This is a genomic window from Vampirovibrionales bacterium, from assembly GCA_016712355.1.
Lineage (GTDB): Bacteria > Cyanobacteriota > Vampirovibrionia > Vampirovibrionales > Vampirovibrionaceae > JADJRF01.
The window spans coordinates 2416019-2428932 of sequence record JADJRF010000005.1 but is presented as its reverse complement, the minus strand read 5'-3'; the positions used below and the strand labels follow the sequence as shown (position 1 = coordinate 2428932).

The 12914-nt window shown below is 59.9% G+C and carries 13 protein-coding genes; 3 read left to right on the top strand and 10 right to left on the bottom strand.

The window, feature by feature from the left end:
• Positions 1-6 precede the first annotated feature (6 nt).
• The 8 genes from IPK79_12555 to IPK79_12520 form a co-directional block, all read right to left on the bottom strand.
• Complete coding sequence (locus tag IPK79_12555) at positions 7-801, bottom strand: hypothetical protein (protein MBK8191267.1); 795 nt, start codon at positions 799-801, stop codon at positions 7-9.
• Positions 770-1354, bottom strand: coding sequence for a GNAT family N-acetyltransferase (locus IPK79_12550; protein MBK8191266.1), 585 nt, complete (start codon positions 1352-1354; stop codon positions 770-772). The genes IPK79_12555 and IPK79_12550 overlap by 32 nt, the downstream gene beginning before the upstream one ends.
• Entirely contained in the window at positions 1344-1688 is a 345-nt protein-coding gene (locus tag IPK79_12545) for a hypothetical protein (GenBank protein ID MBK8191265.1), read from the bottom strand. Before IPK79_12545 ends, IPK79_12550 begins: the two co-directional genes overlap by 11 nt.
• Positions 1685-2065, bottom strand: coding sequence for a hypothetical protein (locus tag IPK79_12540; GenBank protein ID MBK8191264.1), 381 nt, complete (start codon positions 2063-2065; stop codon positions 1685-1687). The genes IPK79_12545 and IPK79_12540 overlap by 4 nt, the downstream gene beginning before the upstream one ends.
• A gap of 273 nt (positions 2066-2338) precedes the next feature.
• A complete protein-coding gene (locus IPK79_12535) occupies positions 2339-3190 on the bottom strand; it encodes a hypothetical protein (GenBank protein ID MBK8191263.1) in 852 nt (283 codons plus the stop codon).
• 88 nt (positions 3191-3278) lie between these two features.
• Positions 3279-4610 (bottom strand): radical SAM protein, encoded by a 1332-nt coding sequence (locus IPK79_12530; protein MBK8191262.1) that lies wholly within the window; start codon positions 4608-4610, stop codon positions 3279-3281.
• Entirely contained in the window at positions 4610-4981 is a 372-nt protein-coding gene (locus IPK79_12525; protein MBK8191261.1) for a hypothetical protein, read from the bottom strand. Before IPK79_12525 ends, IPK79_12530 begins: the two co-directional genes overlap by 1 nt.
• A gap of 65 nt (positions 4982-5046) precedes the next feature.
• Positions 5047-6339, bottom strand: coding sequence for a methionine adenosyltransferase (locus IPK79_12520; protein MBK8191260.1), 1293 nt, complete (start codon positions 6337-6339; stop codon positions 5047-5049).
• Positions 6340-6642: 303 nt separating this feature from the next.
• On the opposite strand from IPK79_12520, the gene IPK79_12515 reads away from it, so the two are divergent.
• Positions 6643-7956 carry a hypothetical protein gene (locus IPK79_12515; protein MBK8191259.1) on the top strand — a complete coding sequence of 438 codons (1314 nt, stop codon included), beginning with the start codon at positions 6643-6645 and terminating at the stop codon, positions 7954-7956.
• Between the two features lie 20 nt (positions 7957-7976).
• On the opposite strand, the gene IPK79_12510 is transcribed toward IPK79_12515, so the two are convergent.
• Positions 7977-9782, bottom strand: a complete 1806-nt coding sequence (locus IPK79_12510) for a HAMP domain-containing protein (GenBank protein MBK8191258.1) — start codon at positions 9780-9782, stop codon at positions 7977-7979.
• A gap of 183 nt (positions 9783-9965) precedes the next feature.
• Between IPK79_12510 and IPK79_12505 the strand changes: the two genes are divergently transcribed.
• Together IPK79_12505 and IPK79_12500 are read left to right on the top strand one after the other, a co-directional pair.
• Positions 9966-11090, top strand: coding sequence for a hypothetical protein (locus tag IPK79_12505; GenBank protein ID MBK8191257.1), 1125 nt, complete (start codon positions 9966-9968; stop codon positions 11088-11090).
• A 3-nt stretch (positions 11091-11093) separates the two neighbouring features.
• Positions 11094-12440 carry a response regulator gene (locus tag IPK79_12500; protein ID MBK8191256.1) on the top strand — a complete coding sequence of 449 codons (1347 nt, stop codon included), beginning with the start codon at positions 11094-11096 and terminating at the stop codon, positions 12438-12440.
• A 42-nt stretch (positions 12441-12482) separates the two neighbouring features.
• Here the strand turns inward: IPK79_12500 and IPK79_12495 are convergent, their stop codons facing one another.
• Positions 12483-12884: a hypothetical protein gene (locus tag IPK79_12495; GenBank protein MBK8191255.1), complete on the bottom strand. Its 402-nt coding sequence runs from the start codon at positions 12882-12884 to the stop codon at positions 12483-12485.
• Positions 12885-12914 lie beyond the last annotated feature (30 nt).

Genomic DNA, 12914 nt, shown 5'->3' with positions numbered 1-12914 from the left:
CCCCTTCTACGAAAACAATCCCGCCGCTCCACGTCCGGCGGCCCCGCCAAGGGAAGCCCCCAGCACCGGATTGCCGACCATCGCGCCCAGAGCGCCGCCGACGGTCGCGCCTCCGACCGACAGAATCTTGCTGAGCGTCTCCTGACGGCGCTTGCGGGCTTCGTCCAGATTGCTTTGATAATTTTCGAGCAGACGCATACGATTGGCCGCCTGCAGGCGCAGTTCGCCCGTCAGCAGTGAGCTGCCGCTTTCGGCTGCGCTCTGGGCCTGGCCCTGATACTGACTCAGGAGGCTCATCAACGTGTTGGCCCGGCGCAGGCGACTGGCTTCGTCTTGCGCGGTCATCTCCTGCGCTGCGGCGCCCGCGCGCTGTCGGGCGTCCGCCAGCGCGTTCAGCCGCCCGCTGTCCATACGCGCGAGCAGATCGCCGCCGAATGAGGCGTTGAGGCTGCCGCCAAAGCGTCGCGACAATTGCGAACGCAGTTTTTCTGCCGCCAGCCCTGCGTCGCTCTCGATGCCGGACGCTTCCAGCTTGTACAGCTCGCGTTGCGCGCGATCGATCTCTCCTGCGCGCTGGCTGTCGGTCCGTCCCAGCGAACGGGTCAGCGCGCCGAGTTCGTCGCGGGCGTCGGCGACAATCTGCGCGCTTTGCGGCGACAGGCGCGATTCGTTAATCAGAGCGCCGTTTTCGTTGCGGGTGATAAACGCATCGCCCAGCGGCGTGCGGGTTTCAATTTGCGTCATTGCGGGGGGCCGCAAGCGTGGCGCTTTAAGCCCGCTTTTTTTCTTGCCGAATGCCATAGGTAAGGATCCTCCTGGTATGGGTGACGTAATCGCCCCGACTCAGGGCGTAGAACAACAGATCGACCGCCCGACCATTCACGGTGACGGCGTTGGGCGCGCGTCCCTCGCCATGAAAGCCGCATCGCCAGCAAAAGCCCTTGGCTCCCGTATTGTCGGCGCGGCACTCGGCGCGAACGACGGGCAGATCGAGTTCAAAGTAGGCGCATTCCATTGCCGCCAGCGCGGTTTCGCCGATAATGGCCCGACGCCTCACCGTCGGGCGGCTGATTCCGTGCAGGGTTGCGCTGCGGCCGGGGGCGATATCGGTGAGCGATGCGCCCGTGTAGACGACCCCATGCGCGTCCACGCCCAGCCACAGCCACGGCGCACTGTCGGCCAGATTCTCCAGCCAGTCGTCGACGCCGATGCCCGCCTGCCAGTCGGCGTCATCCAGCAAGGCGCCCTGACACGCGCGCAGCAGCGAGCGCAAGGCGCTGGCGTAGCGCTCAAAGTGCTCGCGTGAGACGATTCGAATCACGCGCAGACTGGCGTCGAAGGCCTCAGGCGTCATGGCGCGCCTCGCTTGCGGGCGGCGCATCGTCGTTCAGCAGGGCCATCAGCCGTGACATGACCTCGTCATCGCTCATCGCGGCGAGGGCTTCGATGGACAGCGGGGCCTCGTCCGGGTTGTCGTGCGGCTCTGGCGTTGTCGCCTCGGGCGCGGTCTCCTTCGGACAGAGGCGTAAGACCCAGGTGGCTGCCCATTGTTGCGATTTCGAGTCTTCCGTGTTGTCGAGGCACTGGCTGAGGTAGGCCAGCGTGCGCGGCATCATCTCGATAATTGACGGTTGAAACGGCCCCGGACGCGAGGCGTGTTTTCGGCCTGATTTTGAAGAGCCTTTCATGAAACGATTCCCTTTCCGGCGCTCGCGGATACGTGTTGCGCGACGGCGATGCGCCGTAGATAGCCAATCGCGACGTCGCTGGGTCGGGCGACGCGTTTGGAATAATCGCTGATCATCACGCTCAGTCGGCCGTAGACGACCGCTGGCGCGCTGGATGGCAGTCGTTTGAGCGCGTCTTGCCAGTCGGCTGCGCTGCTTGGGCGCGCGTCGAAGCTGGGCGCTGCGATCGCCTCGAAGCGAATCGCCCGGCACCGGTTGCATCGGCGCTTCAGCAAGAGCGCAACGCCTCCGCCGCCGGATCCATCACTGGGAATGAGCGTCCAACGACGCTCCAGCGTGCGGCAGAAACGACTTTGACAGTGCAAACAACGCGTCATAGCAGCGAATCTCCTTTCGAGCGCGCGACGACTCCCCCGATTCAGACCCCTGAATCGGCAGGTAAGAAAGCCCCTCGCGTTTCCTGCCGGTCCGCAACCCCTCAAACTGGCTTTAAACGCGTAGAATGGCTGACATCTTTAATAATGGCATATTTCGTATATCTTGAATAGAGATCAATATTTACGATTTTCAGGAACCCACGCCAGGCTTGAAAAAATTTTTTTAGAACGGCGTTTCTGCCTTCTATGAGAGGGTTTTGAGAATTTTGAAAATTATAGATTTTTCGGCGGGATCGACGCCGACGGGGGCGCCAGCTGTCGTAAGGCTTCGGTTTCCGAGCGGCGCATGATCAGCTTGAGCTTGGCGCGCAGGCGAAGCGGCAGATGGCGCTCAATAAAGGCGGGCATCTCATCCTGGGAAATCCGGCGTTTGGCGACGCATTCGGCCGTCATCGCTTCGAGCGTTTCGGGTGGAATTGCGTTAAACAGATCCCCCGCCGTTTTCGCCGCCATCTGGATGATCGGATGCTTCACGGTGGCCGTCAAATCTTCTACGTAGCGATTGATAAAGGCGATATCTTCTTTGCCTGATAGAGACCCTTTAACAATATCGATATACCGCTCAAGCGGCAAAGGCGACAGGTCTATGTCTGTCAACGTAAAAAGCCCTGCCTTGCAGCCTTTTTCTAGAAATTTCCGCATTAAACGGATATCGTTCCCGGCGGTGCATAGGAGGGGGGCGCTCTCATTTTTATCTTTCAGACATTCATAAAGTCGATTGTTGCAAGTGAATATTAAGCCTGCAATGCAGGAAACCACATGGTTCCAATAATTTCTCGCCGTCAGGGGGCGTTTTTCAGGAGTGACGGATCCTTTTAAAACTTCGTCTGATTTGAGCGAGATTGCCAATTTTTTGTCGCCGTTCGCAATGAAGCTAATGAGATGCCCGAGCTCGTGTCTGGCCACGATCTTCGGTTGATCGGATAACCGCGGGCGGGCGGGCTGGGACGGCGGCGCGGGCGGATCTTGACCGGCGGCGGCGGCGAAGCGAGGCGCATTTGCGCGCGTCAGCAGCAGCAGAGGCCGCCTTGCGGCGGCGCCTATGGAAAACGCAGGAAAGGTCATGGGGAATGCTCGCGTGCGGAGAAACAACGCTTGTATTAACGAGCGTCGCGCGCAAAATTTGCGGAAAATCTGCTTAAAAGGCGAGGGCTTAACGCTTGGCGGCTTCTCTCGCTGCGCCCGCCTGCGCCATGCGATGAAAAGCGCGGCTGCGCCGGCGGCTGGCGGGCTCGCTGTAGAGCGACCCGACCAGATCGCGAAAGCCTGAAGTCAGCGCGGCGACGCTCATACCGCGCGGGGTAAAGTTGACATCGAACAGCGTGCGCGTGCGCCAGTCGCGCGGGGCCAGCAAACGGCCTTCAGCCTCCAGACGCTGGGCGAACGGCGTTCCGGGAAAGGCTGTGGGAAGCGTCACTTGAACGTCAAATAACCCGGACGCCTCCGAAAACGCTTCAATCTCGCCAAAAATATCCGGGCGATGGCCGTCCAGTCCAACGATAAAGCAGCCGATCACCCGCACGCCCGCGCCCTGAATCGCTGCGATGGCGGTGATATCATCCGCGCCGGGGCGACGCTTCCAGTTGCTGGTGAGTTCCAGCCGATCGCGCGCCGCCTCGTCCGGGCTCTCCAAGCCGATTAAGACCTGATAACAGCCGCTGTCGCGCATCTGACGCAGGAAATCGCCGTCTTGCGCGACGGAGGCGTCGGTTTCGGCGAACCATCGCAGGCGCCGCGCCTTGAGCGCTGGCATCAGCTCGCGCCAGTACGCCTTGTCGCGAAAGGCGTTGTCGTCCACAAACTCGATGAAGGGGCGGCCAAACAAGGCGCACAGGGCATCCAGCTCGGCAAGTACCTTGTGAATGGGCTTGTACTTGTATTTGCGCGTGAGCAGAATCGAACTGGCGCAGAACTCGCATTTCAGCGGGCATCCACGGCTGACTTGCACGGTGAGGCGGTTGTAGCGGCCCTGCTCCAGCAGCGAAAACGCGGGCGCAGGGGCCTCGCGCAGATCGAATTCCTGCGAGCGCGCGTCATACAAGCCTCCCAGACGTCCGGCGGCCAGATCGTCGAGAATCTGCGGCCAAACGCTCTCGCCCTCTCCTGCGACCACGGCGTCGGCGTGTTGAAGCGCCTCTTCAGGCTCCATCGTCGCATGGAGCCCGCCCAGAACGGTTTTGACGCCCTTTTCGCGGAATTTCTCGCTGAGGGCGTACGCTTGGTGAATCAGCGCCGTAAAGCTGGCGATGGCGACTAAGTCCACGCCGTCGCGCGGTAACTGCTCGAAATCGGCGGCGCTGGCGACTTCTCGATACAGCGTCTCATGCGGCGGCGGCGTTTGCCCGGCCAGCGTCAGCAGGCCCAGATTCGGTAACGAAGCGATCGCCTTGCTGCGCTTGACGAATCCGGGCAGCGTCAGGCCTAGATCCAGCAACGTCGTATCGCATACGGTGATGTTGCTGATCGCGACAAACAGAATCCGCATCAGCGCAGCAGGCCCCATGCCGTCAGTCCGGCGCCCAGCGCCAGCGCGACCACAGGCAGCGCAAACAGCGGCTTCAGCCGAGGGTAAAACGCGCTTGCCAGACAGACGGCCGGCATGGCGATGAGTCCGCTCAGCATGAGCGCGCTCATCAGGCCGACCGGCGACTGCGGCGACAGGGCGCCGCGCGAGGCCACAAAGGCCAGATTCAAAAACGCCACGCCAAAACACGCGATATGCCCCAGTCGCAGCAGGCGCCGTCGCCACGAGCCGTAGCCGCCCAGCCAGGCGTCGCGCTCAAAGCCCAGCCCCAGCAGCGCGCCCCAGATAATTCCGACGCCAATCGCAATCCAGGCGGCAGCGGCATTCAGCATGCGCGAATTCCTCTATATAAAGAAGAGAGAGATTCTTTTAATTTAAGAGAGGAAACGGACGCCCGCTACGAAACGCCGCTGGCGGCAGGCTGGCGACCGGTCTCAGACTTTTTTCCGGAGGCGGCCTCCTTGAGCGCCGCCACGTGATCGAGCCGTTCCCACGGCACGTCCTGGAGATCCGTGCGACCCATGTGCCCGTAAGCGGCCAGATGCTGGTAGAACGCCCCGCCGCGCTTGCCCGGCAGACCGCGCAGGTCGAATTGGCGGATAATGGCCTCAGGGCGAAGGTCAAAGCGCGTCATCACGATGGCGGCGAGATCATCGTCGCTGACGACGCCTGTCCCGAAGGTGTTGACGTTCACCGAGACCGGGCGCGCCACGCCAATGGCGTAACTCACCTGCAATTCGCACTTGCTGGCCAGACCGGCTGCGACGATATTTTTGGCCACATGCCGCGCCGCGTATGCCGCCGAGCGATCGACCTTGGTGGGATCCTTGCCGCTAAAGGCCCCGCCGCCATGGCGCGAATACCCGCCATACGTGTCAACGATAATCTTGCGGCCTGTCAGCCCGGCGTCGCCTTGCGGCCCGCCAACGACAAAACGCCCGCTGGGATTGATGAAATACTTGGTCTGCGCATCCGGCTTGACGGACAGTGGCGCGAAAACCGGGTCGATGACGTAACGGCGCACGTCGGCGGCGATGCGGGCCTGAATTTTGGCGTTATCCGTTTCGCCATCAATTTCGGGGTCGTGCTGGGCGCTGATGACGATGGTGTCAACGCGGTAAGGGCGACCGTCAACGTATTCGATGGTCACCTGCGACTTGCTGTCGGGGCGCAGGTAGCCCATCTGTCCGCTTTTGCGCACGTCGGCGAGCTTGCGAACCAGACCGTGGGCCACGTCGATGGGCATGGGCATGAAGTCGGGCGTCTCGTCGCAGGCGTAGCCGAACATAATGCCCTGATCGCCAGCGCCGGTTTTGTCGAGGTCATCGCCTTGCTGGCCGCGCGTTTCGTGGGCGTCATTGACGCCGCCGGCGATGTCGGGGGATTGCTCGTCAATGCTGGTCAGCACGGCGCAGGTTTTGGCGTCGAATCCGCCGCCGTGCGGGCCGACATAGCCGATTTGCTCAATCATTTTGCGGGCCACGCCTGGGATATCAACGTAGGCGGATGACGTAATTTCGCCACAAATGAGCACCATGCCGGTAGTGGCAGTGGTTTCACACGCCACGCGGGCGTTAGGGTCTTGCGAGAGGAAGGCGTCAAGGATGGCGTCGCTAATCTGGTCGCACACCTTGTCCGGGTGGCCTTCACTGACGGATTCTGAAGTAAACAGGAATCGGGATGTGGACATGGGCCGGGCTCCTCTCTTCTGGCATCACAGACTGCGGCTCAGGGTAGCACAAACGGGGGCTGTCATACAGCGCCGCGTGACAAAAATCGCCCCGGCTGCCCAAGGTCTCGATGCGTCTCGGGCTGCGCTCGCCGGTGCGGATCTGCGGGTATTCACGCGTTGGGCAATTCCGGTTTTAACGTTGTTTTTATTATTGGTAGAGCGATTTTTTGTTAGCGAGTTTGTCACGCATGAGCGACCCTGATGTCGCCGTCGCGCGCGTCCGAGAGAGCGCTAGAGATTTAGAGAGAGAGAGAGAAGCCGATGACGCAGCCGATTCAATTGTGGAATCCTCCGATGTCGTGGAATCCGGCGCCGATGGCGTGGCCGCCGCAGGCGGGCTGGGGCGTGAACCCCGCTTTCCCGTTTATGGCGCCGCCGCCGCCGATCAATTCTCTGGGCCCGGGCTTTGGCTGGGAGGCTTTCCCTCAGGGGCGCGACCCGTTTAACGAGATGCTGGAGGGCTTTCTCGTCGCCGAATGCCTGTTGCGGATGAAAAAAGAGTCTTCTGAAGAAAAGCCGCCGGAGTCTAAGACGGCGACGCCGTCTACTCCTGCTTCATCTACCCCGGCTTCGTCTTCTCCGCCTGAAAAGGCGGCTTATGATCCCAATCTCTACGGTCGCGGTTCCATCGCATATGACCGCGTCCACGGGCAGCGTCCGCTTTTGGGCCAGTCGTCGGGGCAGGGGGCTGTCTTTGGGCCGTCTCCCGATCAGGACGCAGATTATGCCGCGCGGCAGAATATGCTCTCAGAAGATTTCCTGAAGGACCAGTATTCCAGCGGGGCTTTCGCGACGTCCCCGCAAACATTGGCGATTAGCGGCGAGGGCGAGCGGCGAGCCGTGCGTCTATCCACGCAAGCCGATACGGTGACGATCAACGGCTCTCGCAACGCGACTGGCGTGGATCTCGGCGCGGGTAATAATCAGGCGACGGTCGACGGCATTCGCAATAATACGCAGATTCTGGCGCAGGACGGCGATAATACGCTGACGGCGAAAGGACAGGGCAATGCCACGGCGATCCATCTGGGCGGCGGTCATAATCGCGTCAATTTAGTGGGCGATTTTGCCGAAGACTTCGTGACGACCAAAGGGGGGCAAACCGACGCCACGATCGACGGGGTCAACGGGATTAAGGAGTTGCGTCTGGAAGGCGTGCGCCACAACGTGGAAATGGCCTCGACCACGAAAAACAGCGAGTTCCTTTTGCAGGGATTCTCCGGCGACACGACATTCCGCGCCGCTGGGGACCGCAACACGATCAACGTCTCCACGCATAAGGGCGCCGATGACCTGTCGCTTGGAGGGTCGAATAACAAGATCACCGCCCATGGCGGAGAAGGCAATGATACCTATCGCGTGGCCGCAGGCGATCACAATGAGGTGATCATTGGCGACGGGGCCGGCGCCAACAAGCTCGTCTTGGAAGGCGCTGAAAGCGATTGGGTTCGAACATCCGAACCGAAATCGAAAGGCCGTTCGGGTTCTCGGGATAACGTAACCTACGAAAATAAGAAAACCGGAACCAAAGTCTTCGTGACGTCGTATTCAAACTTAGAGGTTAGCTACGCCTGAGTTTTTTGGCGCTGATGTCGCTAGACGGTAGCCAGCATAAGGCGATCGGCGGGATTCTTTGAGCCTGCTTCTTCGCCGCGCACTTCTTTGACGAAGGCGCTGACCTCTGCGCTCAGGCGTTCGGCCTCGCTGGAGAGCGAGCGGGTCTCTTCCAGCGTTTGCCGCGCGGCGGCGGCGGCTGTCGTCGACAGGCCGCTGATTTCGCTGAGGCCTTCGTTAATATGCGTCACCCCGCGGGCGGCGTTGCTCATGTTATGGGCGATTTCGCGCGTGGTGGACCCCTGCTCTTCTACGGCGCCGGAGACTGTCGTGGAGGTCTCGTTGACGCTCTGAATCGAGGTTTTGATATCACTGAGAACGTCAATCACTTGCTGCGAAGCGTTTTCGATGTTGGTGATGTTCTGCGCGATTTCGGCGGTCGCCTGACGCGTCTGACCGGCCAGCGTCTTGATTTCATTGGCGACGACGGCGAATCCGCGTCCTGCCTCGCCGGCGCTGGCGGATTCAATCGTGGCGTTCAGCGCCAGCAGGTTAATTTGAGCGGCGATTTCGTTAATGGTAAAGACGATTTTGCCGATCTGAACAGTCGCTGAATCTAGCAGCGCAGCCGTTTCGTCCGCTTTTTCGACTTTTTCAACGGCAAAATGCACTGCGCGGGCAGAATTCCCCATTTGCGCCGCGATTTCCTGAACGGTTGCCGACATTTCATCCACGGCGGAGGCGACGTTCTGTACGTTGCCCGTGGTTTCGTCAGCGGAATGCGCGACTTGGCTGGCTTTGTGACGGCTGCTCTCAATGGAATCCGTCAGCGACTCGCACACGCGCGACAAGGCCGTGGCAGAACTCGAAACGCCGCTGATGAGCCCTTGCATGCGCTGCTCAAAACGATGGGCGAGATCTTCTCGCGTCCGCTGCTTTTCCTCTTCCGCATGGCGCTGGGACTCTTGACGCTGGCGCGCTTGCCGCTCATCGGCTTCTAATCGCTCGCGTTCAGCGCGGGCTTCGGCTTCCATCTGCTCGCGTTCGCTTTGGCGCTGAGCGGCGGCCAGCCGGAGTCTTTCGACGGCATTCTGCTTGAAGACGTTGAGCGTCTGGGCCATCAGGCCGATCTCGTCCTTGCGCCTCGCGTCGGGGATTGCCGCCTCCGTATCGCCTTGAGACAGCAGCGTCATGGCGTTCATGAGCGATGACAGAGGGTTAAAGATACCGAAAATGGCGAACAGGGGCAGGCCAATGGCGGCAAGCAGCAGGAGGATCATGGCGCTTTGCAGCCAGCCGTGAATTCCGTTCGATTGTGCCGCCAGATCGTTTGACCAGGCCAGAATCATTTCCGAGCACTTGGCCTGATCTTCTTCCAGAACGCCGAATACGGTCTCAAACTGCGGTAGCATCGCAATCGCCGCGTTGAAATTCGAGGCCTTGCGCGTCATCTCCAGGCTGAAATCGCTGTACTGGGCGACCGACTGCTGAATTTTATCAAACTGGGCGCGAATTTCCGGCGGGATGTCGGCTTTCTGGTTATTCTGCACATCCTGGCGAAATTCTTCGGCCATGGCGGCGACTTCGTCCTGCGAGTCCTTCAACAACTGCCGATTGCCGGTTTTGGCGGCGACCAGCGCGCTAAAGACATTGCCGCGAATGCCGTCGTGCTTCATGTCGGCGTCCATATGACGCTGAATGACGTCTACTGCGGTGCGCTGGTGGTCAATAATGGCGTTATTCTGCGCGTTTAGCCATTGCGTCAGGCCCATCAGCGTGACCAGTAGCGCGCCGAACAGGATGAACTTTACCTTCAGCGTCATCGTCAACCCCTTTCGTGCAGGCATTGTCTTCTTATGAGGAAAATCATAGTCTGCCGCGACGCCGCCCGCCATCGTATAAGCGACCGAAGTCACCCCGGCAGCGCCGCTTGCGCGCGGACCTGAGAACCCGCGCCTCGCCCGCGCAGGGGATCCCGCTTTGGCCGCGCTCCGGTATAATACGGGCAGGTTGCTGACGAGAAAGGCCTTATGAGCGCTTCCGACTCCCTGCTTGCGCATGAATTGCTGGAAAAGCTGACCTCCGGCGCGGTTATCGCGGAAACCGAATCGGGGCGGGTGTTTTACGTGAACCCGGCCTTGCTCGCCTTTCTCGGCTACCCGGACAGCGCGGCGATTCCCGCCAAAGGCGACGCGCTGACCCTGCGCGATATTCTCGCCTTTTCCAAGGCCGCCTCCGAAAAAGACCTCAGCCTGATTAATCCTGTGCTGGACGGCTTTCTGCACACGGCGCGCAACGAGGAGTTTCGCGTCAAAATCAAACCAAGTCCGCTCACCGATGTCTTGACGCTCTCGCTGGTCGATCCGTATTCCGAAGAACAGGCCATTAGCCAGGCTCACAGCGATTTTGTCAGCGTCGTCAGCCATGAGTTCCGCACGCCGCTCACCAGTATCAAGGGGTTTGCCGACACGCTGCTGCGTTATGGCCAGAAACTGCCCCCAGACCAGCAAACGCGCTTTGTGACCATCATTAAGGATCAGGCGGACCGCCTCACGCGGATGGTTGAAAACCTCCTGACCGCTTCCAAGCTGGGATCGGGCAAGGTTGAGCTGGCCTATCGCGCTATCCCGCTTGAAAAAATGGTCGAAAAAGTGATCCAGAATATTCTTGCCAAGGCCAATCAGGATAAAGTCTACGAAAATCGCAAGGTCCATGTCGACATCGCCCCCTCGCTGCCGGACGTCTGGGCCGACACCGATAAGCTGGAGCAGGTGCTGACGAATTTAATTGATAACGCCCTCAAATATTCCTTTCCCGAGAGCGACGTGCGGGTGAAAGGCCTGTGCGACCCGGCCGACGACGACGCGATTCTCATTCGCATTATTAACCAGGGCATGGGGATTCCCGCCGAGTCGCTCGCCAAGATTTTTACCAAGTTTTCGCGCGTCGATAACCCGCTGACCCGCCAGCGCGAAGGCACGGGGCTGGGCCTGTATATCACCAAAACCATGGTCACGTCGATGGGAGGACGCATTCAGGTCGAAAGCGTCCCGGATGAGGAGACGACCTTTTCGCTGCGCTTTCTGGCGGCCACGCCCGAGCGGCAGGCGGCCTATCACCAGTCGATGGGCGCGCACGACGCCGGGGCGGACTAGCCCATGAGCCTGCAAGTCGTCCTGATTATCGGCAAGGATCCGGGCTGGGCTTCGGCCCTGATGGAAAAACTCGCCGGCGAATCGCTGGTCGAGTGCCTGCATCTGGAAAAACTCGAAGAAGCCCGCCAGCTCATCGACGCCGTGCTGCCGGATCTCATCCTGCTGTTTGCCGACAGTCTGGAAGCCGCCGGAGAAGACGTCAACACCTTCTGTCGCCAGATTCGTGAGCGGGCGTTTACCGATGTGGGCGAGTCCAAGCCGGTGGTCGTCGTCCAGACCGATTCGCCCAAAGAGGATAAACGCATCCAGTACCTGCTGGACGGCGCCGACGACACGCTCTCCAGCCATTTAAGCCCCGAAGAGCTGCGCGTGCGCGTGCTGGTCCAGTTGCGGCGCAATATCGACACGCTGTCGAATAATATTACCCTGCTGCCGGGTCTCGATCTGGCCTCGAAAGTCATCCAGCGCAAGATTAATCTGCAGCGCCTGTACCCGGAAATGGCCTGGGCCGTGCTGTTAATTGAGCTGGATAATTTCGACGTCTATAACGAAATTTACGGCTATCTGGCCGGGAATCAGGCCCTGCGGACGTTTGCCGTCATGCTGGCGAATCTGGTCATGGCGCCGGATTTAATTGGCCATTCGGCAGAAACCGATACGTTTATTGTCATTACCTCGCCCGATCGCGCCGAAAAGCTGTCGCGGCTGGTGTGCAAGCAGTTTGCCGAGGTGTCGCCGAATTTCTATTCCGATAAAGATCGTAAGCGCGGTTATGTCGTCGCTGTCGATGAAGGCCGGGTCAGCCGCCGCGTGCCGCTGCTGACGGTAAGCATCGGCGTGGTGAACAGCGAAACCGCGCAATACGAGTCGTATAAAGCCGCCTTCACCGCCGGGATGGATATGAAGGCGCTGGCCCGCATGAGTTCGGGCAATACCTGGGTGAGCGATAAATTCAAGCTCACGGGCGCTAAAACCGTCGAGGAGCAGCCCGCCACCCCGCATATTCTGGTGGTGGAAAGCGATGCGGCGCTGGCCTTTTTGCTCAAAACCACGCTTGAAATGCAGCATTACGAGGTCGAGGCCGTCGGCACGCCCAAGGAGGCGCTGGAGGCAATGGCAGCCGTTCCCGCGCAACTGGTGCTGATGGACGCCCTGCTCAACGACGAAGAAAGCGGCTGGGAGCTATGCGAGGCCATCAAGGCGCAATATCCTTACGCGACGGTGATCTTTATGTCCACCATCCACGATCGCGAGCGCGCGCTCAGCGCCGGGGCTGATCTCTACCTCCCCAAGCCCTTTGAATTAATTGCCCTGTTCTCCTCAATCGATCGCGTGCTGAAGGTTCGTTAAATTCGTTAACTCCGGCTTACGGACAGGCGCGTCGCGCTCTCATTAGCTTTTAATGCGGCGATTTGAGCGAGTCAGAAAACGGTCGAAAGTTTGACATGCAATACTAAAAGCGGCTTCCAGGTGTTCAGGAATGCCGTTTGGCTCGTCCAGCGTTCCTGGCAAACTGGTAAAGGCTTGCGCCACCCGGTTAATCACCTCGTCGGAGGTTGTAACCTTCCGTTGTGCGATGCCACGTTCCAGGGACTTCAGACGCTCAAAACAACCATCCAGCCAATCGGGAATGACAACGAAATAGGGGCTGCTGGCAATACTTTCGGCTCGATCAGGCGGTATTAAGCACCGTAAGATATAGTCAGAATCACTCTTCGGTAAACCTACGCCCGGGGAGAGCGCGTGATAACCCGAAAAACGTCCTGTGGACGGTTTTGAGGATGAAATCTGCATTTGAAAAACTCGCAGAATGCTGAAGGAAGC